Source organism: Auritidibacter sp. NML100628 (genome assembly GCF_003185985.1).
In the GTDB taxonomy this organism is placed as follows: Bacteria; Actinomycetota; Actinomycetes; order Actinomycetales; family Micrococcaceae; genus Auritidibacter; species Auritidibacter ignavus.
In genome coordinates, this window is record NZ_QHLP01000001.1 from 341,673 (window position 1) to 366,674 (window position 25,002).

The window sequence follows — 25,002 nt, forward strand, 5'->3', positions numbered from 1 at the left end:
CACAACCCTCAAATTGTTCAACAATCCGAGGGTTGTGTGAGAATCGGAGGAGGCCTCGAGATCTAAGAGAAGTTCTCGAGCAGAATCTCAGCCAACCGTTCGGGTTGTTCCACGGGAATCTGGTGGGCGGCCTGCTCGACGGTGGCCTGGGCACCGTGCTGCACCCGATCGGCAATCAGGTGAGCGTCCGAGGAGGAGCACACCTGATCGTCGGCACCGTTGATCGCCACGATCGGCACGGAAATCTTCGGCAGCGCTTCGCGCACATCGAAAGCGCCCAGAGCTTCGCATAGCCGAGCGAAGGACACCTGGTCGGCTTTTTCTAACACCGTCTGCAATGATTCAGCCCGGTCGGGGTGCTGGTCGGTAAAGCCTTCGGCGAACCACCGACTCACCGAGCCAATCACTTGGGTTGCGGTGCCGGCCGATTCGACCAGTTGGGCGCGCTCTTGCCAACCCGCCTGCTCGCCGATTTTGGCCGCGGAGGCCACAATGGCGATTCCGTCGAAGAGTTCTCCATGGTCGAGACCGAGCTGGAGCCCCACCTGCCCGCTGATCGAGACACCGGCGTAGTAGACCTTGGCCTCCGGGCCAATGGTTCCCTCAGCCCGCTGGGTGGTGATGATGTCAGCCACCGCATCCGCCAGGTCCTCAATCCCTACTTTGGCCTGGTGGGGCTGTGAGGTGTCGTGGCCGGGCAGATCCCAGCCGATGACCCTGAAGCGCTCTGCCAAGTGGTTGGCCGCGTGCTGCCACAGCCCACGCACCCCGGTCCCCATGCCGGCTCCTACCACCAGGACATCTTTGTCGGCAGCAGATGAATCGGTCAGCGAGACGGTATTGACCACCGGGGTGGATTGCTCGTCGCTCGCGTGCTTCAGCTGGTCGGTCATTGATTGGCTCCATTCTCGGCAGACGTCTGTCGTTGAGTGAGTCGGCCCCGATCGTGTTGCTTCCCCGCCTGACGACATTGTCAGGCACGGTTCGGCCTGAACTCTCACGACACTTCAGTTCATTTCAGTTCCACCAGTGTAACGTGACTGGCTTAACATCAGAGGGCCACCAGGCCGATCCTCCGCGACACACATTCACAGGAAACGTTCATATTTCCTCCAGCGTCTAATCATCTGGGGTCATTACGATGTTAAACATCCTCTTCGAGGTGTGAGTGATGAGTAGAGCCGACCTGGTTGCTGTCGACAGCAACCGGGTCGGCTTCTTTAATGCTGGTCTGCCCCGTTTCGCCCGGTTTGTCCTGGTCCATGGGCAGACAGGTCTCTGCACTATTCGTCCAATAGCACCGCAGGTTCAGCCAACACGGCAGCGATTTCGCCCAGGTAGGCGGCAATCTCTGCTCCGTCGACCACGCGGTGATCGAAGGAACCCCCGAGGGTAAGCACGGTGCGTGGCACGATCTGGTCATCCACGACCCACGGCTTCTTCGACCCTTTACCCAAGCCCACGATCGCGGTGTGGCCCGGGGTGAGGATCGGGGTTCCGGCATCGAGACCCAGCGACCCGAAATTGGTGATCGACACGGTGCCACCGGCGAGTTCGGCCGGTTGGGTCTTGCCTTCTCTGGCGCGGGAGGTCAATTCCATCATCGCTCGCGCGGTGTCCTTCAGGCTCAACAAGTCCGCCTGCGGGATCACCGGTACGATCAGCCCGCGAGGCGTGGCGGCTGCGACCGCGACGTTGACGTGCTGGTACTGCACGATCTCGTCGGGTTGGCCATCTGCTGTCCCCGATTCCCACAGCGAGTTGAACTGAGGGTAGATCGTGGCGGCGCGGACCATGGCTCGGATGGCCAGGATCATCGGGCTAACTTTGATGCCTTCCCAGGAGGGTGAGGCCTTGAGCTGGGCCAAGAACTCCATGCTACGAGTGATGTCGACGTCTTTAAACACCGAGACGTGCGGAGCCTGCGAGTACGACTGCATGACCGCGTTCGCGGTGGCTTTGCGCACACCTTTAACCGGGGTGCGCGCAACGATAGCCCGGGGATCGGTGGCCTGTGCCTGAGCTTGGGTTCGACCCGATGTTGCCGTGGCACCAGCGGGAGTGGACTGGTTCAGAAAGCCTTCCACATCCGCGCGGGTGACATCGCCGCGAGGACCGGTTGGTGTGACCTGCGCGAGATCGACGCCCTGGGTCTTGGCGAAGTATCGCACCGGTGGCTTGGCCAGCACCACAGTTGTAGCCGGTGTCGGACTCGGTGCTTGCTCCGGTGCTGACTCTGGTGCTGGGTCAAGCTTCTGGGTGGCCGGTCTCGGCTGGGCCGAGGTGGCGGCTTTTTTCCGTGCCCGGCGACGGGTAGCTTCATTTTTCGGCCCAGAACCCACCAAGGGTTTATCGGCCGTTACTGCACTGTCTCCGCTGGAGTCAGATTCGTCGCCGGCGGTTGCTGAGTCGCCAATACCAATCAGGTCTTCACCGACCAGCACGGTATCGCCGACCTCGGCGAAGAGCTTGTGGATGGTGCCGGCAAAGGGGCTGGGGAGTTCAACCAGTGATTTAGCGGTCTCAATTTCGACCAGCACATCGTTGACGGCAACGGTGTCACCGACGGCAACCCGCCATTCGACAATATCGGCTTCGGTCAGGCCTTCTCCCACATCGGGGAGCTTAAAAATTTCCATGAATACCCCCTCAGGTTAGAAAGCCAGTGTGGTGTCGACCGCATCCAGAATGCGGTCGAGATCCGGGATGTGGTCGTGCTCGATCTGCGAGGGCGGATACGGGATGTGCCATCCGCCTACCCGGGCGATCGGTGCTTGCAGGTAGTAGAAGCACCGTTGGGTCAGCCGGGCCGCGATTTCACCGCCGAGCCCACCAAACACGGAGGCCTCGTGGGCTACCACCATCCGGGTTGTGCGCTTCAGGGAGGCTTCCAGAGTGTCAAAGTCGATCGGTGATAGCGAGCGCAGATCCACCACCTCGATGCTGATTCCTTCAGCTTCGGCGGCTTCGGCAGCGGCCAGTCCGACCGCGGTCATCGCGCCCCAAACCACCAAGGTGAGATCTGTGCCTTCTTTGGCCACCACGGCCTTCCATGGGTCGGCTGCGTGACCGGGATCGGAGAAGTCGACGATACTGCGGGCGAAGTAGCGACGCTTGGGCTCAAAGAGCATCACCGGGTCGTGGCTACGAATTCCAGCCCGAGTCAGCCAGTAGGCGTCGTGGGCCGTGGAATAGGTCAGGATCCGCAACCCAGCGGTATGAGTGAACAGGGCCTCCGGTGATTCACCGTGGTGTTCCACAGACCCGATCCCGCCACCGTAGGGTAGTCGGATGGTGACCGGAACCTGTTGGGCCCCATCCATACGGGCATGGAGTTTGGCCAGCTGGGAGGTGATCTGGTCAAAGCCCGGGTAGACGAACCCATCGAATTGGATTTCGGCCACAGGACGGTAACCAGCTAGCGCCAGCCCGATCGAGGTGCCAATAATCCCGGATTCGGTCAGCGGCGAATCCACCACCCGGTCGCCACCAAATTCGGCTTTCAAGCCCTCGGTGACACGGTAGACCCCACCGAGTGAGCCGATATCTTCGCCTTGCAGTAGCACCTTGTCGTCGCTGGCGAGTTCTTCGGCCAGGGCCTGGTTGATGGCTTGACCAATGGTCAGTTTCTTCGTCGCGGTCTCGGCGGTAGTGCTCATCGTTCACCGCCGTTCGCGACGGGTTCGTCAGCAAAGCCGGCGTGGTACTGACGGTATTCAGCCAGTTCTTCATCAATCAACGGGTGTGGCTCCGCATAAGTGTTCTGCATGAACTCTTCGAGGGTCAACGTGTTCTCTGGCGCCATCGCCAAGACCATGTCGCGCAATTGATTGGCTTGTGCATCGGCATCCGTGGCAATCTGTTCGAAGAAATCGTCGTCGACCTTATATTGCCGTCGCAAATAAGCTTCTGTGCGTCTCAGCGGATCCAACCGGGCGTAGGCATCTTCCTCGTCCTTGGTCCGGTACTTGGTGGGATCATCAGCAGTGGTGTGGGCCCCACGCCGGTAGGTGTGCGCCTCAATCAAAACCGGGCCCTTGCCGGAACGAATGCGTTCGGCAGCCCACTGGGTGACGGCAAACATCGCGATAGGGTCATTACCGTCAACGTTGATGCCTTCGAAGCCGTAGCCGGCTGCGCGGGTGGAAATCGGTACCCGTGATTGGACGTTAAAAGGCACAGAAATAGCCCACCGATTGTTCTGGCAGAAGAACAGGGTGGGCGTGTTTTGCGATGCGGCATAGACCATACCGGCATGGACGTCACCTTCCGAGGAGGTGCCGTCCCCGAAGCAGGCCAGCGTTACCGGGGGGCGATGTTTTAGATCAGCACCCTGCCATTTGGCGTGATCGAGTTTGGTGCCCCAGGAGTACCCCACGGCCTGGGGAACTTGGGTGCCCAACACGATGGTGTAGGGGTGAATGTTGAAGTCGCGAGAATCCCACCCGGAGTTTTTGGCACCACGGAAGAACGTGAGCATATCGCGCACGGGAACTCCGCGATGGAAAGCCATCACATGCTCACGGTAGGTGGGGAAAATGTGGTCGGTGTCATCCAGAGCAAAGACTGCCCCAGCTTGGGCAGCTTCTTGACCGAAGCAGGAGGCCCAGAGTACCAGCTCGCCTTGACGTTGCAGGCTGGTGGCCTCGTTATCGATTCTGCGGGTCGTTGCCATCAGCTGGTAGAGCTGCTGGAGTTGTTCCTGATCGAGGTGATCCGCGTGGGACTGGAATCGATCCGCAGTGTGGGAGGGCTGATAGATTCCATCCGGGTCGAGGAATTGGACAGTGTCGGCAGGTAGGTCAACGGGGATCTTCTCTGACCCATCATCACCGACGGGGACAATAGAGGTTCTCTCGGTCATGGCAAGGTCCTTCCTGGTCGTCATCGCGTTGGAATGGGTGTCTCCAACACGTGAGAACTATCACTAATCTACCAGGAGAACCGCGAAACCATGCCGGACAGTTGTATAATGCTCCGCCGGTTGCGGGGGCGACTTACCGAGAGACGTTGAAGAACTCTGCCACCATCTGTAACAACCGCTCATTGGCTTCAGCCTCACCAATGGTGACGCGCACACCTTCTTGTCCGAATCCGCGCACGGACAAGCCCCACGTCGCGGCCTTCTGTACGAATTCCGGGGTGCGTTCGCGAAGGTCCAGCCAGAAGAAGTTTGCTGAGCTTTCGGGTACCTGAATACCCATGGCGTGCAGCTCACTCAACACCCAACGACGCTGTTGCTGGACGATGGCCACCCGCTTATGCACCTGGTCGAGGTTCTGCAAAGAAGTGATCGCGGCGGTTTCGGCGATGGTGGAGGTTGCAAACGGGGTAGCCATCACGCGCACGTGGGGCATCAGGTCCGGATGCACCAGCGCATAGCCGATCCGAAGATTGGCCAGCCCGTGAGCTTTGGAGAAGGTTCGCACCACGGCCGCATTGGGGTAGCGGGCAAAGAATTCCAGGCCATTGACGGCCTGGGGGTCCTCGATAAATTCCACGTAGGCTTCGTCGAGGACCACGAGAACATCAGCGGGAACCTTGGCCATGAATTCATCGACCTCGGCGGTGGTCAGCACCGGGCCGGTGGGGTTATTGGGGCTACACAGCATGATCATCCGCGTTGCCGGGGTGAGTGCGTCGGCCATGGCCTGCAGGTCGTGACGACCGTCGGCTAGCAACGGGACCCGAATATCTTGGGCGCCTGCCGAGAGCACGACAATCGGGTAAGCCTCAAAGGAACGCCACGGGATGATGACCTCGTCACGGGTCCCGTCGGCGCTGGTGCCCGCCAGAGTGGACACCAACTGGGTGAGCGCACCCAGCGATCCGGCGCCGATCACGATGTCGTCGGGGTCAACGTCCAGGGTCGCTCCCAGTTCCTGGCGCAGAGCGGTGTACATCGTGTCCGGATAGCGGTTGAGAATCTCACCGGCAGGTCGCTCGTGGTCCTCGGTCGGTGCGGCGCTGAACAGTTCGGCCAGCTTGTCGATCACCGCTGGCACCGGGGCGTAGGGGTTCTCGTTGGACGAGAGCTTATAGGAACGCAAGCCCGGCACCTCCCCCGAGGGTTTCCCGGCAACATAGGCGGGCAGCTCGTTCAACACGGCGCGGGGGTAAACTCCGTTTGTGGTGCCAGGCTGCTGAGCCTGGTGGTGGTCGCGGGGCGCGGAAGATTCAGGGACATTCATAAAAACCATCGTATCGTTGAATGGTGCTCACCACATTTTCACCTTCGTGTGCCACGATGAGGACATGAGATTCTTGCTCAACACCGCTGTTACCGCGGTGGCTGTGTGGCTTGCCACCTGGCTACTACCCGGAATGTATTTCGTCGGCGCCAGTTCGACCGGGGAGGAAATCCTTGGACTCCTCGGTGTCTCGGTCATCTTCGGCGTGGTGAACGCCGTGATTGGCCCGTTTCTGCGGGTGCTCTCGCTGCCGGTCACCTGCCTGACATTGGGGTTATTCACTCTGGTGATCAACGCTGTGTTGTTGTGGCTGAGCACGTGGATCTCTCAGATTTTCCCGGTGCACCTAGAAATTGATGAGTTCTGGTTTACCGCCATTTTCGCCGCCATTATCATCTCCTTGGCCTCAGCCATTATGCAGCGAGTGCTCGCAGCGCTGTTTCCGCCAGCCGAAGCCTAAGGCACCGGCCTGTTAGGAGGGCAACGGTGGCATGCTGATCCGGGGCGGTCCTAATGGGCTCGTGGTGGGGCCTAGGGTCCGACTGTTCTTTCCCACGTCTTGCATAACAGAGTGGGCACCCTCTGCGATCCGGTCTAACGGATTACGGGGTACTCCGGGATCGCGACGCTGGAGCGAATAGGTTTTGGTGGCCACCGCCCCAGTGGTGATTCCAGACAGATGTTGCAGCTGATGTTCCAGTTGCCCCCGAACCACCGGATCCGCCACTGCGTCCCGAGTCATTTCCTCCAGGTTGTGCCAGCTGTGCCCGGCACCGAACGCCCCGGATTCATCCGGGTCTGCCCCCGCAGGGAGATCTTCCAGGATCACTCGGGAATGGTTCACTCCCCCATCGGGTACCGGGCCGCTGAGCGCGGTCGCCCGGTCTCTGATGTGCTGAAACCCGAGATAAATAGTGTCTGGATCGTGGTCGACGTGGTGGTCCGGTGCACCGTAGGTGACAACCGCCTTCACATCGTAGACGTCAGTGATCTTGGGGTTGGTCGCCACCGTTGAGGCATGCATACCGCCTTGGGAATAGCCGCTGAAGATCACCTTCGCCCCCTCGGGCACCCCAGCTTCTGCAAGAATCTCGACGGTGGCATCAGCGACGTGTTGAGACCCTAAGGTCATCCCTTCTCGCATGCCAGTGGCGCCCCAGGCATTTTCTTCAAATCCGAAATCTTGAAGTAGTTGTTGGGGGTTGAACAGCTCGTCAGGGTCTGAGATGTCCAGGTCATCAAATTGTGACCCCGGGTAGCTGACCGTATAAACCTCCTCGCCACTGTCAAGAGTGATCCTGCCAACCTGCATGGATGATTCTCCAGCATTTTCGGGGAAGGATCCTTCCTGGTGCTTCAGCAACCACGCAATACTGCCATCCGCCCGTCCAGCCTCGGCCCACCCTTGGGCATCGGTGTCACCTTTCGTGGTGTTTGTGGTGTCATACCGGCCGACTCGCAAAAGTCCCGCCGTGCCAACCACGCCTCCGGCCAGCATCCACAATGCTTCAGTCTGGGAGAGCTCCGGGTTGTCGGTTATCAGTTTCAAACCGGCTTCAGTGACATTGGCTACTGTGCCAAGAGCAAGGCCACCGGCCGGACCAAAACCAACGTGGAGCAGGTTTAATACCGCTTCGGGCCCGTCTTCGAGTAAGCGGGCTAGGTCTTCGGTGCGGATATCTTGGCCGGTCACCAGATCCCCCAACATTCGTGTTCCGGACACCGCCAGCATTAAGGAAGACATCTGCTCTTCGACCACGCGTTCTGCCTGACGGTATCCTGCCACAGCGAAATCCACGCCCTCAGCTAAGCCGTAGGATTCAGTGGCCAGCCAGGCCAGTCCTGAACTCACCTCGACAGCACGGGCCCGTACCTGGGCTCCTGAAGGAACGGTCAATGTTGCGAAACTCAGCGCACCACTCCATGCAGTAGCTTTTGCCCCCAGTACCCCGGCACGCACTGCAATGTCTTTCAAGAATTGACTACCACGTTCCAGTTCTTCAAGATTGCCCTGGATTGACGAGGCTCCACCCACCACCGAGGCCATCAGCACACTCCCGTCGCAATATCAGCGACCGTGGACCGGGCCGCGTTCAGAGCATCCCGGGCCTGGGCCGCCTGGACCCGTAGCTCGTCGATTCCCTTCCGGCCCGCCTGTTTCATGGCAAGCGCCGAGTCAGAGATATCCCGGGTCTTCGCCTCGGTACGTCGGGTCTTGTCTTTGAACGCTTCCCCGGCCTTCGAGTGCCAGTCCAGGCCACCGATATCGCGGAGTCGGGAGGCCAGTTGCTCAATTTCTGCCTGAACCGCCTGAACTTCGTCCACGACCGTTTCCAGTGCCAGGGTGGCTTTCTCGATGGCAGCCACTCCCAGGTCTCCCACCCCGGGTCCCTCCGACCACTGCTGAATGTGGGGGGCCACATGCGTGCAATACGCTCCGGTGGCGGTTTCAATCAGTGTCATCTCGCGCCTTTCGTCTCCTGCGTCATCTCATATCTCATCGAATCAACGTATCGACGAATTCAGCGTAGGAAGCACCCACGTTCTCCACCGTCTTCTCGGGCCAACAGTGGATAACCGTTGCAAACCTTCAAGCCTGTGGACCGGGCGGGAAAACGTGCAAAAATAGAAAAATGACCTCCACCGATTCTTCACTCGCGACCACCGATTCTGCACGTCGTTCTTTGGCTGACGCCGGGGCGGTCCTCGGGCCCCTAGATGGCCGGTATCGGTCATCCGTTTCGGAGCTCACCGAGCATCTTTCCGAGGCGGCACTGAATAGAAATCGTGTGGTGGTGGAGGTCGAGTGGTTCATTCACCTGTGTGAACTTCAGGTCCTGCCTGGTCTGGACCAGCTCTCCGCCGACCAGAAGCACGAGTTACGCCGGCTGTACACCGAGTTCGACGCTGCCTCGATCGCCGAACTGGCTGAGTTTGAGGCCACCACCGTCCACGACGTCAAAGCCGTGGAATACTTCATCTCCGCCCATCTGAAAGACATGGGACTGCAGCGGCTGTCTTCGCTGGTGCACTTCGCCTGCACCAGCGAAGACATCAATAACCTCGCCTATGCCCTGGGTATTCGCGATGCGATCCACCAGGTCTGGATCCCGCGAGCGCAAGAAACGATCGACACGATCGCCGAGCTCGCACAAGGGTGCCAACACACCCCGATGCTCTCACGCACCCACGGCCAGCCGGCAACCCCGACCACCCTGGGCAAAGAATTGGCGGTGTTTGTCCACCGCCTGCAACGCCAGCTGGATCGCATCTCCCGCCAGCAATACCTGGGCAAGATTAATGGCGCCACCGGCACTTACGCCGCCCACCACGTGGCTGTCCCCCACGCTAACTGGCCGGTAATTGCTCAGTCCTTTGTGGAAAGCTTAGGGCTGAGCTTTAATCCCCTGACTACGCAGATCGAATCCCACGACTACCAGGCAGAGCTCTACGATGATCTCAGCCGGTTCAACCAGATCCTGCACGGGTTCTGCCAGGACGTGTGGTCCTATATCTCCATCGGCTATTTCACCCAGGTCCCGGTTGCCGGGGCGACCGGGTCCTCGACCATGCCGCATAAGGTCAATCCGATCCGTTTCGAAAACGCCGAGGCCAACTGCGAGTTGTCCAATGCCATCCTGCACACACTGGGTCAGACCCTGATCGAGTCCCGGTGGCAGCGCGACCTGACCGACTCCACCTCCCAACGCAATATCGGGGTGGGGCTGGGCCACTCGGTGCTGGCCCTGTCCAACGTCACTCGCGGGCTGGGGCAACTCACCGTCGCCGAACAGGTGCTGGCCGCGGACCTGGATAACAACTGGGAAGTACTCGGTGAGGCCATCCAGACCGTGATGCGCGCTGAAGCCATTGCCGGCACCGAAGGCATGGAACAACCCTACGAACGACTCAAAGAACTCACCCGCGGTCAGCGAGTGACCCCCGAGCGGATGCGCGAGTTTGTCCGGTCCTTGGGGCTGAGTTCCCAGGCCGAGGAGCAGCTACTGAAGCTCACCCCCGCGGCCTACACCGGGGTGGCCGCACAATTGGCGGCCGAAACGCTTGAGGGACGTCGCTAACGCGAAGCCTCACCAGTGTGTTAGCGTCATTCATCCTGGCCCAGACCGACCCAGACGATATCCAGGACCAACAGCCCCGCGGGATCGATGAATTCCCGGAACCCACGGAGCAGATGCCAGACTCTTCGGTGGACTATCTGCCCGATATTGTCTATTTTGCCGACCTATCCGGGGTGTTCTTCTTCGCGGTCTCCGGTGCACTGCTGGCCTCCCGGCGTGGTTTCGACATCATCGGCTCGGCGCTGCTGGCAGCGCTGACCGGACTGGGTGGCGGTGTGGTCCGCGATGTGATCATTAACGCTGGGGTCCCCAATGCGTTCGCTTCCCCGTCCTACATGATCCCGGTGGCCCTGGCGGTCTTACTGGTGTATATCCGAGTCATTGACTCAGACCGGCTCCGACGCACGATCCTGGTGTTTGATGCCGGAGGACTCGCTGTGTTTTGCGTGGTCGGTACCCTGATCGCCACCGATGCGGGGCTACCGGTCGTCTCGGCAACACTTTTGGGCGCTGCCACCGCGGTCTTTGGCGGGCTCTTACGCGATGTGGTGGCCAACCAGATCCCGGCCATCTTCAACCCCCACGATATCTATGCCATCCCGGCGGTCTCCGGCGCTGCGGTGGTGGCAATTTTGAACGCCTTGGATGTCTACGAGCCACTCTGGGGTGCCGTGACTGCCGTGGCGGTGTTTAGTTTCCGACTCGTGGCCCTGCGATTTAAGTGGCATGCTCCCAGCGCGGCTTTTGGCGGGACCTTCGCCTGGCCCTGGCAACGTATCGATCCCAAGCCTGACGATGAAGAGGAATTAGCGGACGAGTTGGAGGATGAACTCGACGAGCTTGATGGTCCCGATGACGATCCAGGTTCTGACTCGGATGATTCAGATCCCGATCACGGCCCCGACAAGTTCTAGGGTGTGTGCCCGGTGTCATAAACAGGCCGTTTTCTGGGGGCTGACGTTGAGCATTGATAAATGACGGCCATACTTGAACAACGTCGTGAGCGCCCGTCTGCTGACGCCCACCGAGCCCTAGTCGCGCCGCTGTTCTGCCCCGGCGGGGAGACACCTGCCACGCTGGCTGCGTTCGCCACTTTTGCGGTGGGATGTATTGCCCGTCGGCTGGGAGGGTTGATCATTGGTCATGTCGGCGACCACTACGGCCGTCGCCCCGCATTGTTGCTGACCGTCATGGTCATGGGTGTGGCTACCGCCGGCATCGGGCTCTCCGGGGCCACCACGCTGGTAGCCGAATTTGTTCCCCAAAACGGCGTGGACTGTTCACCTCATTCGTCGTGGGCAGGCCTGCGGCCGGTATCGCCCTGGCGACACTGGCGTTCCTGGCGGTCTCGGCTCAGTGATCAGGCGCTGTTGGCGTGGGCGTGGCGACTACCCTTCCTGGTCAGTGTGGTGCTGTTCGCTCTGGCGGTTTTCATCCGCCAACGCTTGGAAGACAGACCCGAGTACTTAGAGGCACGTGACCGCACCGAAGAACGAGCGGACCGGCAGCGTGTTCCCGTCTCACGACTGTTCCGCCACCATTTGCACGGGCTGATCACCGGATTTTTGATGATGACCGGCCACAATGCCATCAACTACACCCTGGCGGTGTTCGCCATCTCGCCGATGACCTTCGAACACGTCGGGCTCTCCCGCCCGGCCGCCCGGGGCGCGATGATCGGTTCGGTCACCGCTTTTGCGATCCTGCTCGGTCTGGCCTCGGGTTCTGCGTGGCTCGCCGTGCTGGCCGTAACGACCAGCGACGGCCTGGTCATCACCTTCACCTCGGGAGGCCAAGGTGCTTTCCTAACCGGTTGTTGCCTGCTGTCACTGGTGGCCGTGGTGTTCGCTCCGCGCGCTCAGCACTGAGGGCGGTATCGGCATGGTACTAGTCCTCGTGGTCGTTGAGCATGTGCGCTCCACGGTTGGTGAGTGCGAAAATCAAATCGTCCTGGGTCACCTGGGTCGCGCCACGTAGCACTGCGGCCTTAGCGGCGTCCTGGGCGGCCAGCACCAGTTCGGCGTGGCTGAGTCCTGGCATGTATTGGCCGTACACGTCGGCCTCATTGACCGTGACGTCCGGAGCCAGGTTACCCAGTTCATTGCGCATCACCTGGACCGCCACCCGCGGGTCTGGTAGTGAAAAGTTCAGCACGACGTCGAAGTGGCGGAACATGTACCGTTCCAGCGCTTCCCGCCGGTTGGTGGCCGCCAGCGCGATGGAGCCGGGCTGAATCTCGTCCAAAAACATCATGAACGCCCGGAACACGCCACGGTCCCGGGCGTCGCGGTGTTCGATGGCGACGACGCCGAACATGTCGAAGAGGAAGATCGCGTTGCGTTGCGTGAGTTTTTTGAATACGCCCCGCAAGGACCGAACATCCTCATCTTCGGAGTAGGCAGCCAACAGCGAGTCCAACCAGACGGTGACCAGTGGCAACCCCAGTTCTGAGGCCAAAATTTTGGCGGTAGCGGTTTTACCAGTCCCGGCCGGGCCTTCTAAGAGCACCCGGTAGGCTGGGTAGAGGCCGGCTTCTTTGAGTTCTTCTTCCGAACGGTGCTCGGCAATCAGTTGCCGGAGCCGTTCGATGAGGTCATCAGAGATGATCAGATCATCCAGATGTCCCTTGGGGCGGGTGACCTCAATATATTCGGTCAGGTCCGAATCAACCAGCGCGTCGGTGTATTCGGCGTCGAGGTCTTCGTCTTCGCTGGTTTTCTCACCGGTGGCAGCATTGACCGCGTCGTGAATCTCTTGGGCGGAGTTGCGTCGCCCGTCGCGTAGCTCGCGGGTGGCAACGTCGCGGGCCACCGCGTAGAAGCTTTCGTCGTCGCCGGCAGCGTGGTTGGCGACTAAGGCAGAAATGTCGTGGCTTAGCCCTGACATGGCGAAATCAGTCCCTTAGCTCATGTAGTGTGACATACCCATCATAGTCGGGTTGTCTAGGAGGCCACGGCGCTGGCCATATTTGTCAGCTCTTGGGACATCGGCTGATGGAGACGCCAAATGATGGTCATCGGTTTCGCGCCTTCGCAGGAGACCAGGTCAGCGGTGCCGAGACAGACGAAGGCTCGGGTGCCGATGACATCGGTGGGAGAATGCCGGGCAAACAACATCGTATGGGTCCCGTTCTCAGCTTTGTTTGTGTAGCGTCTCCCGGCTGGTGAATCGGGACCGACTCTACTCTGAGACTCCCAGTGAAACAGCTCGGGACTGATCGCGTAATCCCGGTGCATCGTGGTCGGGGAAAAATCGCGTTCGGATTTATGCAGGTTAATCAGTAACGCATCGGTCTCAAAAGCCTCCGAGTACTGGACGCCCTCAACGTGGGAGGCTCGAGGCTTGTCCCAGCTGGAGACATCCAAGGCAGCCAAGATTTCTTCGCGGCGGTAACTGGCCCGGGCTACTAGGGGCATCTGTTCCCCCAGGGCGGTGGTGGCGGGAACGATCCGGGCGGTGGCGAGATTCTGCTCAAAAATCTGCTCAATTTCGTCCACTAGGATCTTTTGGTTCTGTAGCCAGTCGAACGCGTGGTCATAGGAGGCGAACGTGTCGTCCTTCTGGTAAGGATGCAGGAACGAGAAGTAGAACATCCGCGCCCAGCGTTGTTCTGGCTCGGTCAGTGCCTCGTATCTGAAGGGTTCGTGGATGAGCTCGCGGTAGATTTTCACCCGCTGTTCGTCATTGACGTGCAAGAGACGAAAGGCTCCGAAGCTTGTGGTGAGGTCTTCGTCAGTCACCGGTGCGTCGTCGCCTGCCACCTCGGCACGGATGGAGGTCCACGACCGTTTGGAGCCAGCCGAGCGGTAGATGTCCTCGATGGTGCGGTCTGCCTCCGTGAGGTAGTGATGGAGTGTATAGCGCCAAATGTTCCGGGTCCCCAGATGTTCCCGCACGTCTTGAATCACAGCGTTTTTGGTGCTGGAGGTGTTTTTCTTCAGATTGTCGAGAATCCGGTCGCTAGCGATCTGGTCGAGGACGATCTGGGTGCCCGCAGGCAGGTAGGGAAAACCGTGTTCGACATCCTTGACGAGTCTGCGGCGACCCGAGCCGGTCAAAGCGCGGAATTTGCGGTCCATGCGGAATTTTTCGTGCTGTTGCCCGATCAGATCCAGCACTGTGAGCACGTTCTTCTCGGGGGCACGGCGCAGACCACGACCCAGTTGCTGGAGAAAAATCACCGGTGATTCAGTCGGACGCAGGAAGACCACCGTGTTGACCTCGGGGATATCCACACCCTCGTTGAACACGTCCACGGTGAAGATCATCTTCAGCACGCCCGTTGTGAGCTGTTCCACATACAGCCGGCGTTTGTCACTCGGGGTTCCTCCGGTAATCGCCTGGGCCGCAATGCCGATCTGGTTAAATCGGGTGGCCATGAACTCGGCGTGTTGCACGTCGACACAGAATCCCAGCGCCTTCATGTGGCTCAGGTCGGTGAGCTTATCACGCAGTGCTTTAACCACCAGGCGCACGCGTGCGTCATTGCCGGTGTAGAGGTTACTGAGTTCGGTTTCGTCGTAATGGCCTCGTGTCCACCGCAGCCGGCTGAGGTCCAACTCGTCGAGGTCGGCGATGCCGAAGTAGTGGAAGGGAACCAAAATATCTGATTCCAATGCGTCCCACAGTCGCATTTCGGTCGCGATGCGGTGATCAAAGAAGGCCGCCACATTGACGCCATCAGCACGTTCGGGGGTGGCCGTGAGTCCCAGGAGTTGTCGAGGCTGGAAGTAATTCAGCAGACGCCGGTAGGTCGGTGCTTGGGCGTGGTGGAACTCATCGATGATGATCACGTCGAAATGCTCCGGATCAATGCGGGTGATGACCTCATCGTGAAGTGATTGTACGGAAGCGAAAACGTGGCTCCAGGTCCGTGGGCTCGCTCCATCGACCAGGAGCTCTCCGAAGGACCCGTCGGCCAAGATCTCCTGGAAAGTCCGCCGGGATTGGCGCAAGATTTCCTGGCGGTGGGCAACGAATAATAGCCGTGGTGGATCATGGCGCCAGGGGTTCTGCGGGTCGGGTGTTTGCGCGAGATTCCGGTAGTCGAGTCCGGCCACCACGGTCTTGCCGGTGCCGGTGGCTGCCACGACGAGGTTTTTATTTCGGCCGTGTTCGGCTCGCTCGGCAGCCAGTTGTTCAAGCATGATGACCTGGTGCGGATAAGGGCGCACCTCCAGTCCGCTGATATCAGTAACCACATCATCGCCGACGGCCATGGTCACGGTGGGGCCGTCATGTCGGTTTTCTACCAGCGCACGCTCCAGTCGGTCGCCATCGTGTTCGGGGTCGTAGGGCTCAAACTCGGCACTGGCCCAGAAGGTTTCGAAGGTCGCTTGGAATTTGTCCATCACCGCCGGGGTGGCGATCTGGGAGAGGCGAACGTTCCATTCCAACCCGTCGAGCATGGCCGCCCGGGAGAGATTCGAGGACCCCACATAGGCGGTCGAGTATCCCGAATACCGGTGGAACAACCAGGCTTTGGCGTGTAACCGGGTACTGGTGGTCTGATAGCTGATTCTGACTTCGGCCCCGAATTTTTTGACGAGCCGGTCGATCGCTACTCGTTCTGAGGCACCGATGTAGGTGGTGGTCAGCACACGGAACGTGGCTCCGCGATTTTTGAGTCGGGTCAGTTCTGCCTCAAAAAGCCGCAACCCGGACCACTTCACGAACGACATCAGCAGGTCGACGCGATCGGCCGTATCAAGTTCGGAACGAATCTCGGCTCCGATCTGTGGTTCGCCCTCTCGGCTGTGGGTCAGCAGTCCGGCCTCGGATAATGGTGTTTCTGGACGCACCAGGCGGTACGCTGAGTTGTCGCTCACGCGATGGGTGGTGCTGTGGTCGCTGAGTTCCGAGCTGACCAGGTCGAGTAGCTGTTGCGCCTGTGGTTTTGACTCCGGGGCGGGAAGAAGCTGGTCGGCGGCGAACTCGTCTCCGAGCACGCCGATCACGTGCCTGGCTAAGGCGAGGCGTTCTTCAGTGGTGTCGCAGTGCTCGAGCGCGCGCTGGATGAGTCCGGAAAGGTACTGGGCCAGCTGGGAGTTTTCCTCCCCAGTAGCCACCGGGCGGATAGAGGCCTCGATGGTCCCGTCAGCCAGGCGTTGGTCCAATTGGCTCTGTCGGCGGTGGGTAAGTAGCGCCTCGTAGGCTCCTAGGGAAGAGGCATTTCAGATTGCTCGGGGCGCTGGCGACTCATACCGAAAATACTATAAGGTGCAGTTGTTTCTGCACATAGTTGCCGCGTGGGTGGATGTGGTTAAAAATCACGTGGTGGCCGGAACCAGCATATTCGGTTCCAGCCACCACGAGGGCGACAGTGTCACGCCACAGCGCGAGCAAGCAACTTAGGCGAAGGCACCGTGTCCGGTCAGGTCACGACCGATCAGCAGGGCCTGCACCGACTCGGTGCCTTCATAGGTGTGAATACCTTCAATGTCGGCCATGTGGCGGATGACACCGTGCTCGAGCTTGATGCCGTTGCCACCCATCAAATCGCGGGCGTCAGCGGCAATCCGCCGAGCGGTGCGGGTGTTGTTGTACTTAGCCAGCGATGCCTGGGTGGGACGAAGGATGCCGTTGGCTTCCAAGTTGGCCAGTTGCACGCAGTAGAGTTGCATGCTCACCAACTCGGAGAGCATCCGGGTCAGGCGCTCTTGAACCATCTGGTGTTTGGCCAACACCTTGCCAAACTGCTTGCGCTGGGTGGCATATGCCAGAGCAGCTTCAAAACATCCGGTGGCGTGACCCAGTGCCGACCAGGCGACACCGGCACGGGTTGCATACAGTACCTTGGAGACGTCTTTGAAATTGTGCATATCTGGAAGCACCGCATCAGCGGGCAGGTGCACGTCGTCGAGCCAGATATCGGCCTGGTCGATACCGCGCAACGAACCTTTGTAGCGGATCGGTGTGGCCGAGTAGCCTTCGGTTTCCTGTGGGACGATAAAGCCACGCACCTTGCCGTGGTCTTCTGCACCTTCGGAGTTCACCCGAGCAAAGATGAAGGTGATGCCCCCGGCAGCGCCGTTACCGATCCAGCGCTTCGAGCCACGAAGCACCCAGGAGCCGTCTTGTTGGCGGGTGGCTTGGGTTTCCAGACCGGCCGAGTCGGAGCCGTGATCGGGTTCGGTCAGACCAAACGCCCCCGGAATCTCGACCGTGGCTAGGGGCTTGAGATATTTTGCTTTCTGTTCTTCAGAACCGAAGTAAACCAGGGTTCGCAGTGCCAGCCCACCCTGGACTGCCAGGATGGTGCCCAGCGATCCGTCAACACGGGAGAGCTCCATATTGACCAGACCGGTGGCCAGCGGAGAGAATTTTTCCAGGTCGGGGTGGTCGAGCCCGTCGCTGAGCAGACCTGCTTTGCCGAGCCCCTGGGCGATCGAGACCGAGTATTCGTGCTTATTCCATCCATCAGCCAGTTGCTCAGCGACGGATTCAGCATAATCGCGGGCACGCAGCCACACCGCACGATCTTCGTCGGGGATATCGGAGAAGACCTGATAGTAGTCAACATCGAGGGCATCGGTCACGTGGTAGTCGGGCTCAGTACGGCCTGGAAAAGTGTTCTCTGTCATACTCACATGCTACCGCTGTTCACGGTTGCGATTGATTGTTGTCTAGAGCACACCGTGGCTATTGCGCGCTGTGGGGTTGAATCGTGGTGCAAAAGAACCGAAAAATGACACCATTTTGACGGAAACACTAGACATTCAGGGCGCGACCTAGTGAAATATTTTCAAACAAATGTGAACTAGGACACTATTGCTACGTGCTGTGGCAGGACCGGATCGTCAGGAAGAGATAAAGGATCAGTCAATGCGAATACCGGCGAAGGACTTGGACCTGAGAAATATTGAGCAACTCATCGAAGTGAATGCAGGCAATCGCACCGTGACCGGAACATTGAGTTGCCTCATCCGTACTCCCTACGCCATTGAGCTGGTCATTGGTGGTTCCGAAAAGGTCACCGTCGGCTTCGAGGATGAGGTCGATATTTATCGGGGAACACTGCTGGCCCACTTGGTCCGTCGCGAGAAGCTGGAACAAGAAAACGGGGGCATCCTCTCCGAACAGGATCTGCAGGACATCGAGTCCATGCTGGACCCATTATTTGAGTTACTCACCGGCGCCCGGGCAGGCTGTCAACCGCCCCCTGATCAGCCGAGCTCGACGGCTTCGGATGGCACCACCGGTCCGCACCCGGTCAGCGCTACAGTGCTACCGACTAAGAAAGCCCGGTCGCTCTATCCGACCCCGTTGGAAATCGCCAACCAACGCTAATCTAGGCGTTGTCGGCCGCCAGCTGACCGCAGGCCCCGTCAATTTCTTGACCACGGGTGTCACGCAAGGTGGTCGGTACCCCGGCTTCATTGAGTCGGCGTACGAACTCGTCGGTGATTTCGGGTTCCGAAGCCGTCCAAATTGAGCCGGGAGTGGGGTTGAGGGGAATCGGGTTGACGTGCACCCATCCGTGTCCGCGGGCATTGAGTTTCTTCGCCAGCAGGTCGGCGCGCCAGGCGTGATCATTCATATCTTTGATCAGCGCGTACTCGATGGAGACGCGACGACCGGTGGCCTTGTAGTAGTTATAGGCAGCATCGATGGCCTCGTCGGCCGACCAGCGCGAGTTGACCGGCACGAGCTCGTCACGCAACTGGTCATCCGGGGCGTGCAGGCTCAAGGCGAAGGTCACCGGAATGCCTTCGGCGGCCAAACGGTTGATCGCAGGCACCAGGCCCACGGTGGAAACGGTGATGTTTCGAGCCGACATACCCAATCCGGCGGGGCTGGGCTCGACCATGCGGCGGACCGCGGCGATGACGCGTTTGTAGTTGGCCAGGGGCTCGCCCATGCCCATAAAGACGACGTTGGTGACCCGTTCAGCCTCACCAGATTCATGGTGGGTCCGTCCACCCAATCCACCGTTGGCGATGAAGCGATTGGCATGCACGATCTGGTCCACGATCTCAGCGGCGGACATATTGCGAGTCAACCCGTTCTGCCCGGTGGCGCAGAAGGGGCAGTTCATGCCACAGCCAGCTTGCGATGAGACGCACAAGGTAATCCGGCCCGGGTAGCGCATCAGCACGGACTCGACCAGGGCACCGTCAAAAAGCCGCCAGAGAAACTTCACGGTGTCACCGTTTTCGGTGGTGAGTTTCCGAACTTCAGTCAGCAATGGTGGAAAAAATTCGGCAACCAGCTCGTCCCGGGATCCGGCGGGCAAGTCGGTCATCTGCTCCGGATCGGTGGTGTAGTGGGTGAAGTAATGGGTCGAGAGCTGCTTGGCCCGGAATGTCGGGTAACCCAACTCAACCAACTTGGCCTCACGTTCGTCCAGGCTCAAATCCGCCAGATGTGTCTGGGGTTGAGCGACTTTGGGCCGTTGCTTGAACTGCAACAACGGACGCCCGTCGGGCCCGGTCTGTTGGACCCATCCTTCGGTCTGGGGTCGCACCTGGGGACGGTTGTTATCGGTCCGGCGCGGGCTAAACTCGCTGGGCGCACCGTATCCGTGCCGTTTAAGGCGAGCGCGATCCTCGGCGAGTTCCCGAGCCTCAGTTTCGTCCATCAGTGCCCGCTTCGGCGGATTCAGACGGGTCCGACCTGCGCGATCGGTCTCGCGCTTCCCGGGGCGGGTACCTGGTTTGCGTGGGGTGTATCGCTGCGACATAACGCTTTAATTATCGCATGATTTCACCAGCTCAAGACACGTCAGCCACCCCGGCGCTCGGGCCCGAAACTCCTCGGTGCTCAACCGGTCTCCTACCCCGGCCGGAATCGCTCCGAGGACCGGGGCTATAGCCGATAGCGCCTGGCGATTATCGACATCAACCGGCAGGGCCGGGTCGGGCCATGATCCGATGATGATCCCGGCGACAGCTATGCCACGGTGTCTCAGCGCTTCAGCGGTTAGCGCGGTGTGATTGAGCGTGCCCAGGCGCGAGCGAGCGATGATGACCGATTCCACCTCGTGATCTGATGCACCGGACAGCGCGTGCGCTAGGTCGGCAAGTGTGTGTCCACCGAAGTCGACCAGCACTCCGCCGGCTCCTTCGATCAGCACGTGGTCGGCGCCGGTGCGGGTCGCCAGGTCATCAATCGCGGTAGCGTGTTCACCGGCGGTGGGTAACATAGCGTTTTCGGCCCGAGCGGCCGGGACCGGCGCCATGGGTAGGCGCAGGGTGAGGTGGGTGAAGGTTTCGATGCCGGTCAGCCGGGCAATGATCTGCGCATCGGATTCCGTGACAACATCGGTGTACTGGGCTTCGAGCTTTTCGCGTTCGGGGTCGTCGGGGGTGATGTGGCCGGTTTGGATTGGCTTGACCATGATGACCTTGCCTCCGGTGGCCGACAGCGTGGCGGCCAGAGCAGCGGTAGAGATCGTTTTACCGATTCCGGTGTCAGTGCCGGTCATCAGCACGTAGCGAGGCATCATGAGTTGAGCTCCCGGCTTCCCTCCGGTGCCAAGGCGAGACAGTCGCCGATGATCGCAGGGATGCGCGTGCAAGCGCGGTCGCGTTCGGTATCGCTAAGCCCGGCCCGGGCAGTGCACCGCAGGCGGGTGATGCCATCGAGCACGGAGGGCGGGCGGAAACAACCCACCAGAATGCCCTCCTGACGCAATAGCTCCCGGGCGCGAACCCCGGTTTCGGGGCTGGGCATCGGTACCGAGAGCACCGCACCGGCCGGGAAGGGTACCTCGAGCGCGGTTGCTAGCTGGGCGCGGGTGGAGGCCATATCAGCCACCCGGTCGGCAGTGATCAGCTCGAGGGCAGCGTGGGCGGCTGCCGCGCTGGCCGGCGCCAGTCCGGTGTCGAAGATGAACGTCCGGGCGGTATTGACCACAGCATCGCGGATGAGCTCGCTACCGAGCACAGCACCACCTTGGGAGCCCAAGGCCTTCGAGAGGGTTGCGGTGACCACCAGCCGGTCGCGGTAGCCGGTGAGTTCTGTGCTGGTCCCGAGTCCGGAGTTGTCACCGGTACCGGCGATGCCCAGGCCGTGGGCCTCGTCGACCAGCAGCATGGCATCGTAGCGGGCGCACAGTTCCGACAGCGTCGGTAAGTCGGCGGCATCGCCGAGCACGGAGTACACCGATTCGACGACCACCAGCGCCTCGGGTTGGTCGCGTTGGGCCAGAGCGGCTTCAACAGCTACGGTGTCGTTGTGGGCCACGATGCGCACGGTGGCTTTGGTCAGCCGGCATGCGTCGATGAGTGAAGCGTGATTATGCGCATCGGAGATGATGAGCGTGTCCGGGCTGGCCAGTGTGGTCACGGCTGCCAGATTGGCCATGTACCCGCTGGAGAAGGTCACGCAGCAGGGATGGTGCATTCGCTGGGCCAGGGCTGCTTCGAGCGCATGGTGGGCTTCGGTGGTGCCGGTCACCAGGCGGGAGGCGCGCGCTGAGGTACCGAAGTTGTCAATGGCCTGGATGGCGGCGGCGCGAACCTGTGGGTGCTGGGATAGGCTGAGGTAGTCGTTAGAGGCCAGATCCAGGCCGGTCAGGGGTCGGTCGTTGCGGTGCATCTGGGTGGCCACCCGGCGTTTCCGGGCGGCTGCCAGGCGGTCGGTCAGGGCGTTCACGCGTCCGACTCCGATACCGGTGCTGTGTGCTCTGAATGCGCTACGGCTGCGGCCACCATCGCCTCAGTGATGGTTTGAATCGTTTCCGGCGTGGAAATATATGGGGGCATTGTGTAGATGTGTTGTCGGAAGGGCCGTAGCCAGGTGCCATGTTCGGCTGCCACACGGGTGGTCAAACTCATATCGACGGGCCGGTCGAGTTCAATGACCCCAATTCCTCCGGTGACCCGCACCTCGGTGACAACGGGTAGCTGCCGAGCTGGCGCCAAGCCGGCTTCCAAGGCGGGCGTAAGGCGTTTGAGGGACGGTTTCCATCCGCTGGTCTCATCGTGGAAGAGAAGGTGCAGGGATGCGGTCGCAGCGGCACAGGCCAGCGGATTGGCCATAAACGTCGGGCCGTGCATGAGGGCTCGGTAGCTAGAGCGGGTGATCACCTCGGCCACCGGCCCGCTACACAGCAGTGCTGCCATGGTCACATACCCGCCGGTGAGGGCCTTACCCACGCACATGACAGCGGGAATCACGCCGGCTGCCTCTGAAGCAAACGCGGTGCCGGTACGACCAAAGCCGGTGGCGATCTCGTCAGCGATGAACACCGCATCGATCTCATCGGCCAACCTGCGCAGTGTTTGTAAGGCCGCGGGATGATAGGGTCGCATGCCACCGGCGCCCTGGAATAACGGCTCGACGATGATACCCGCTAGTTGCTCGCCGTGGGTATCGACCAGGTTTTCTGCCTCACGGACCCAGGCCGCCACCTCGGCGTCGGCAGCCTCCGGGAGCGGTGGGCGGGAAACAAAGACATTGTCAGCCAGCACGGAGGCGAAATCCGCGTGCATACCACCGACCGGATCGCAGACGCTCATCGCACCGGTCGTGTCGCCGTGGTAGGCGCCCTCGAGTGCGAGAAATTGTCCGCGTTCCCGTCCGCGGGCTCGTTGGTACTGAATGGCGAGCTTGAGCGCGACTTCGACGGAGACGGACCCGGAGTCAGCGAAGAAGACGTGATTGAGGCCCTCCGGGGTGACCTCGACGAGGCGCTCGGCCAATTCCACGGCCGGGTCATGGGTCAGCCCACCAAACATCACGTGAGAGAAACGCCCGATCTGTTCGGTCAGCGCGGCATCCATGACCGGGTGTCGATAACCGTGGACCACCGACCACCAGGAGCTCATGCCATCAAGGAGTCGATGGCTGGTGCCGGCAGCGTCCACCAGGTCGACATATGGCCCCTCGGCGCCGATGACCGAAAAATGCGCCCCGGCATCCAGTGCCCCATAGGGGTGCCATAGCAATCCGGTGTCACGTTCTAGCGTGCTGGCGGGAGCGTGTCGTGACGGGTTAGACATGCCAGACCGGTTCCGTCCCGCCTCCGCAGGGCCTGTCGAGTAATGGTGAAGAGCTCAGCATTGTCTCATTATTGAACAGTGTTCAATGCGGTGTCAAAACTGCCCTAGCCCGAAAGAGCCCATCTGCAGATCTGCCGGTTACTGCCGGCCGATGAAAGAGTCCAGGCCCGCGTCCTGAATATCTTCGGATGCAAACCGTTGTGGTCGGAAGTCTTCCAGCATTGGGCTGGGTGATCCCGCCAGTTCGTCGGTGACGAGCTCGGCAAGAATCATCGACAGGGTCATCCCGGAGTGGGTGACGTTGGCGTAGACAGTCTCGTATTCATCGACATACCCAACGATCGACAGCCCATCGACGGGAAAGCTCCGACCGGAGTAGTAGAGCTTCTCCAGCGTGATGTCGCGATCGAAAAACTCTGCGAGTCTCTGGCGCATCACGGACTCGGTCTCCTCGAGTAGCTCGGGAGTTTCCCCTTCGGCCACCCGGGCATCCATCTGCGGGACTTGCACCCACAACCGGCCGTCGTTTCGCGGGCGAACATTCATCCTCGAGGTGACCAGGACACGGCTCAGATTGGCGTGAGTCGGTTGCGTTAGTCCCAGAAGCGAGTAGACACGCGGGCTGCGCTCCCCCAGGTCCACGGTGGGAATCCTCAATCCAGACTGTTCGGCAATCTCGCGCGACCAGGCTCCAGCAGCCACCACGACCTTGTCGGCCTCGGCGGTTGACCCGTCGTTGAACACCACGCGAGCACCCGGTGAGCCTGGAATCACCTCGACCACTTCCCGAACTGCGACCTCAGTTCCGTGATGTGCTAACCGGCGGAGGAGCTGGTCAGCTAGCCCGTGCTGATCCAGCCAGCCCTCTTGGGGAAAATACAGCGCACTGTCCAGGCCCTGTGGCCAGACAACACCGGGTTCGAGCTCCTGGAGTCTGCGACGGTCGATCATCTCCACCGGATACCCCAGCTCGCGAGATTCGTGGTACCTCTGGCGGTAGCTTTCGTGTTGAGAGTCACCGAAGTCGGCCAGGATCGACCCGGTGTGGTGAAACCAGGGTTCTTCGTCTCCCCCGTGCGCACGTCGATCCGCCAGCACGCTGCGCTGGAATTCGGCATGCGCGTGGATTCCGGCCGTGTTGAGTTGGTGGTAGCTTTCCGGGAGTTTATGGTTGGCGTTAATCCAGGCGAAGGAGCGGTGACTAGCGCCGGCAAAGACGCCTTCGCGGTCCAGGAGCTGCACCTGGTGTCCGGCCTCGGCGAGTTTGGTGGCTGTGGCCAAACCGACGATTCCCGCACCGATCACGATGACCTGCATACATTCCTCCTGTGGCGTGGTTGTCTGCCTTCTGGCTCTCTGGCATCTGATGGGCTGACACCGCTTGCGTCTTAGCCCTTTTCGGTCAGGCTCACGCCCTGTTGTTCAAACGCGCGACGTTGGCTATCCGTTTCTGGGATCGGCTTCCACATGGCCAAGCCGATGAGGTAGGCCACCAGGCTGGCGACCATCCCGTAGACCACGTAGGGAACGGTGGTGCCGGTGATGTGGGCTCCAGCGCACCCGATGAGCCCGAAGACCATCCCCATAAATGACACCTGAACCGGGATGCGTGCTTTGCGGATGATCACCATGCCCACCAGCAGCGGCACCGCCAAAACTGGGCTGTGTCAAGGATTTCGTACAGTCTCTCGGTGTTTTTCTTGTGTTTCAGGCCGCTGCGGGTGGGTCCGCGGTGGTGGGTTCGTGGTGGTCGGCCCAGGCTCGTGCTGGGGTGCGGTAGCCCAG

21 protein-coding genes are annotated in these 25,002 nt (G+C 60.5%); 5 read left to right on the plus strand and 16 right to left on the minus strand.

The window, feature by feature from the left end:
• Nucleotides 1-62: 62 nt before the first annotated feature.
• The 5 genes from DCC24_RS01630 to DCC24_RS01650 all read right to left on the minus strand — a co-directional run bounded on the left by DCC24_RS01630 (nt 63) and on the right by DCC24_RS01650 (nt 6,191).
• The gene (locus DCC24_RS01630; protein WP_158524568.1) at nt 63-893 is read right to left on the minus strand and encodes an alpha/beta fold hydrolase; all 831 of its coding nucleotides are present in this window, start codon (nt 891-893) and stop codon (nt 63-65) included.
• Nucleotides 894-1,283: 390 nt separating this feature from the next.
• Complete coding sequence (locus tag DCC24_RS01635; protein WP_110098151.1) at nt 1,284-2,639, minus strand: dihydrolipoamide acetyltransferase family protein; 1,356 nt, start codon at nt 2,637-2,639, stop codon at nt 1,284-1,286.
• A gap of 15 nt (nt 2,640-2,654) precedes the next feature.
• On the minus strand, nt 2,655-3,659 hold the full coding sequence (locus tag DCC24_RS01640; protein WP_110098152.1) for an alpha-ketoacid dehydrogenase subunit beta: 1,005 nt from the start codon (nt 3,657-3,659) through the stop codon (nt 2,655-2,657).
• Complete coding sequence (locus tag DCC24_RS01645) at nt 3,656-4,864, minus strand: thiamine pyrophosphate-dependent enzyme (RefSeq protein WP_110098153.1); 1,209 nt, start codon at nt 4,862-4,864, stop codon at nt 3,656-3,658. The genes DCC24_RS01640 and DCC24_RS01645 overlap by 4 nt, the downstream gene beginning before the upstream one ends.
• 133 nt (nt 4,865-4,997) lie before the next feature.
• A complete protein-coding gene (locus tag DCC24_RS01650; RefSeq protein ID WP_110098208.1) occupies nt 4,998-6,191 on the minus strand; it encodes a histidinol-phosphate transaminase in 1,194 nt (397 codons plus the stop codon).
• 64 nt (nt 6,192-6,255) lie between these two features.
• On the opposite strand from DCC24_RS01650, the gene DCC24_RS01655 reads away from it, so the two are divergent.
• Entirely contained in the window at nt 6,256-6,651 is a 396-nt protein-coding gene (locus DCC24_RS01655; protein ID WP_110098154.1) for a phage holin family protein, read from the plus strand.
• A 12-nt stretch (nt 6,652-6,663) separates the two neighbouring features.
• On the opposite strand, the gene DCC24_RS01660 is transcribed toward DCC24_RS01655, so the two are convergent.
• Together DCC24_RS01660 and DCC24_RS01665 are read right to left on the minus strand one after the other, a co-directional pair.
• Nucleotides 6,664-8,238, minus strand: a complete 1,575-nt coding sequence (locus DCC24_RS01660) for a hypothetical protein (RefSeq protein WP_110098155.1) — start codon at nt 8,236-8,238, stop codon at nt 6,664-6,666.
• Nucleotides 8,238-8,654 (minus strand): hypothetical protein, encoded by a 417-nt coding sequence (locus DCC24_RS01665; RefSeq protein ID WP_110098156.1) that lies wholly within the window; start codon nt 8,652-8,654, stop codon nt 8,238-8,240. Before DCC24_RS01665 ends, DCC24_RS01660 begins: the two co-directional genes overlap by 1 nt.
• Before the next feature lie 170 nt (nt 8,655-8,824).
• Between DCC24_RS01665 and purB the strand changes: the two genes are divergently transcribed.
• From purB to DCC24_RS01680, 3 genes are read left to right on the plus strand one after another with little or no spacing between them, the layout of a single operon-like run.
• Nucleotides 8,825-10,270 (plus strand): adenylosuccinate lyase, encoded by a 1,446-nt coding sequence (gene purB / locus DCC24_RS01670; protein ID WP_110098157.1) that lies wholly within the window; start codon nt 8,825-8,827, stop codon nt 10,268-10,270.
• A gap of 17 nt (nt 10,271-10,287) precedes the next feature.
• Nucleotides 10,288-11,184, plus strand: a complete 897-nt coding sequence (locus DCC24_RS01675) for a trimeric intracellular cation channel family protein (RefSeq protein WP_341771012.1) — start codon at nt 10,288-10,290, stop codon at nt 11,182-11,184.
• A 60-nt stretch (nt 11,185-11,244) separates the two neighbouring features.
• A complete protein-coding gene (locus DCC24_RS01680; protein ID WP_110098158.1) occupies nt 11,245-12,138 on the plus strand; it encodes a hypothetical protein in 894 nt (297 codons plus the stop codon).
• Nucleotides 12,139-12,157: 19 nt separating this feature from the next.
• On the opposite strand, the gene DCC24_RS01685 is transcribed toward DCC24_RS01680, so the two are convergent.
• The 3 genes from DCC24_RS01685 to DCC24_RS01695 all read right to left on the minus strand — a co-directional run bounded on the left by DCC24_RS01685 (nt 12,158) and on the right by DCC24_RS01695 (nt 17,853).
• Nucleotides 12,158-13,156 carry an AAA family ATPase gene (locus DCC24_RS01685; protein ID WP_110098159.1) on the minus strand — a complete coding sequence of 333 codons (999 nt, stop codon included), beginning with the start codon at nt 13,154-13,156 and terminating at the stop codon, nt 12,158-12,160.
• 56 nt (nt 13,157-13,212) lie between these two features.
• Complete coding sequence (locus tag DCC24_RS01690) at nt 13,213-16,386, minus strand: DUF3427 domain-containing protein (protein ID WP_110098160.1); 3,174 nt, start codon at nt 16,384-16,386, stop codon at nt 13,213-13,215.
• A 234-nt stretch (nt 16,387-16,620) separates the two neighbouring features.
• Nucleotides 16,621-17,853 carry an acyl-CoA dehydrogenase family protein gene (locus DCC24_RS01695; protein ID WP_110098161.1) on the minus strand — a complete coding sequence of 411 codons (1,233 nt, stop codon included), beginning with the start codon at nt 17,851-17,853 and terminating at the stop codon, nt 16,621-16,623.
• Between the two features lie 241 nt (nt 17,854-18,094).
• On the opposite strand from DCC24_RS01695, the gene DCC24_RS01700 reads away from it, so the two are divergent.
• Nucleotides 18,095-18,559 carry a hypothetical protein gene (locus DCC24_RS01700; protein WP_110098162.1) on the plus strand — a complete coding sequence of 155 codons (465 nt, stop codon included), beginning with the start codon at nt 18,095-18,097 and terminating at the stop codon, nt 18,557-18,559.
• Nucleotide 18,560: 1 nt separating this feature from the next.
• On the opposite strand, the gene rlmN is transcribed toward DCC24_RS01700, so the two are convergent.
• From rlmN to DCC24_RS01730, 6 genes are all read right to left on the minus strand, one after another.
• Nucleotides 18,561-19,952, minus strand: coding sequence for a 23S rRNA (adenine(2503)-C(2))-methyltransferase RlmN (rlmN, locus tag DCC24_RS01705; RefSeq protein ID WP_110098163.1), 1,392 nt, complete (start codon nt 19,950-19,952; stop codon nt 18,561-18,563).
• 6 nt (nt 19,953-19,958) lie between these two features.
• The gene (gene bioD, locus DCC24_RS01710; protein WP_233242961.1) at nt 19,959-20,717 is read right to left on the minus strand and encodes a dethiobiotin synthase; all 759 of its coding nucleotides are present in this window, start codon (nt 20,715-20,717) and stop codon (nt 19,959-19,961) included.
• Nucleotides 20,714-21,868 carry an aminotransferase class I/II-fold pyridoxal phosphate-dependent enzyme gene (locus DCC24_RS01715; protein ID WP_110098164.1) on the minus strand — a complete coding sequence of 385 codons (1,155 nt, stop codon included), beginning with the start codon at nt 21,866-21,868 and terminating at the stop codon, nt 20,714-20,716. Before DCC24_RS01715 ends, bioD begins: the two co-directional genes overlap by 4 nt.
• Complete coding sequence (locus DCC24_RS01720) at nt 21,865-23,217, minus strand: adenosylmethionine--8-amino-7-oxononanoate transaminase (protein ID WP_110098165.1); 1,353 nt, start codon at nt 23,215-23,217, stop codon at nt 21,865-21,867. Before DCC24_RS01720 ends, DCC24_RS01715 begins: the two co-directional genes overlap by 4 nt.
• Nucleotides 23,218-23,355: 138 nt before the next feature.
• A complete protein-coding gene (locus DCC24_RS01725) occupies nt 23,356-24,534 on the minus strand; it encodes an FAD-binding oxidoreductase (protein WP_110098166.1) in 1,179 nt (392 codons plus the stop codon).
• A 71-nt stretch (nt 24,535-24,605) separates the two neighbouring features.
• Nucleotides 24,606-24,866 carry a hypothetical protein gene (locus DCC24_RS01730; protein ID WP_110098167.1) on the minus strand — a complete coding sequence of 87 codons (261 nt, stop codon included), beginning with the start codon at nt 24,864-24,866 and terminating at the stop codon, nt 24,606-24,608.
• Between the last annotated feature and the right edge of the window lie 136 nt (nt 24,867-25,002).

What these genes read in the sequence shown, in the direction of transcription:
- DCC24_RS01650 (WP_110098208.1), bottom strand. Translation starts at nt 6,191, where the DNA reads ATGAATGTCCCTGAATCTTCCGCGCCCCGCGACCACCACCAGGCTCAG.
- DCC24_RS01645 (WP_110098153.1), bottom strand. Translation starts at nt 4,864, where the DNA reads ATGACCGAGAGAACCTCTATTGTCCCCGTCGGTGATGATGGGTCAGAG.
- DCC24_RS01700 (WP_110098162.1), top strand. Translation starts at nt 18,095, where the DNA reads ATGCGAATACCGGCGAAGGACTTGGACCTGAGAAATATTGAGCAACTC.
- DCC24_RS01635 (WP_110098151.1), bottom strand. Translation starts at nt 2,639, where the DNA reads ATGGAAATTTTTAAGCTCCCCGATGTGGGAGAAGGCCTGACCGAAGCC.
- DCC24_RS01695 (WP_110098161.1), bottom strand. Translation starts at nt 17,853, where the DNA reads ATGACAGAGAACACTTTTCCAGGCCGTACTGAGCCCGACTACCACGTG.
- DCC24_RS01655 (WP_110098154.1), top strand. Translation starts at nt 6,256, where the DNA reads ATGAGATTCTTGCTCAACACCGCTGTTACCGCGGTGGCTGTGTGGCTT.
- DCC24_RS01630 (WP_158524568.1), bottom strand. Translation starts at nt 893, where the DNA reads ATGACCGACCAGCTGAAGCACGCGAGCGACGAGCAATCCACCCCGGTG.
- bioD (WP_233242961.1), bottom strand. Translation starts at nt 20,717, where the DNA reads ATGATGCCTCGCTACGTGCTGATGACCGGCACTGACACCGGAATCGGT.
- DCC24_RS01725 (WP_110098166.1), bottom strand. Translation starts at nt 24,534, where the DNA reads ATGCAGGTCATCGTGATCGGTGCGGGAATCGTCGGTTTGGCCACAGCC.
- DCC24_RS01685 (WP_110098159.1), bottom strand. Translation starts at nt 13,156, where the DNA reads ATGTCAGGGCTAAGCCACGACATTTCTGCCTTAGTCGCCAACCACGCT.
- purB (WP_110098157.1), top strand. Translation starts at nt 8,825, where the DNA reads ATGACCTCCACCGATTCTTCACTCGCGACCACCGATTCTGCACGTCGT.
- rlmN (WP_110098163.1), bottom strand. Translation starts at nt 19,952, where the DNA reads ATGTCGCAGCGATACACCCCACGCAAACCAGGTACCCGCCCCGGGAAG.
- DCC24_RS01660 (WP_110098155.1), bottom strand. Translation starts at nt 8,238, where the DNA reads ATGGCCTCGGTGGTGGGTGGAGCCTCGTCAATCCAGGGCAATCTTGAA.
- DCC24_RS01665 (WP_110098156.1), bottom strand. Translation starts at nt 8,654, where the DNA reads ATGACACTGATTGAAACCGCCACCGGAGCGTATTGCACGCATGTGGCC.
- DCC24_RS01640 (WP_110098152.1), bottom strand. Translation starts at nt 3,659, where the DNA reads ATGAGCACTACCGCCGAGACCGCGACGAAGAAACTGACCATTGGTCAA.
- DCC24_RS01720 (WP_110098165.1), bottom strand. Translation starts at nt 23,217, where the DNA reads ATGTCTAACCCGTCACGACACGCTCCCGCCAGCACGCTAGAACGTGAC.
- DCC24_RS01680 (WP_110098158.1), top strand. Translation starts at nt 11,245, where the DNA reads ATGACGGCCATACTTGAACAACGTCGTGAGCGCCCGTCTGCTGACGCC.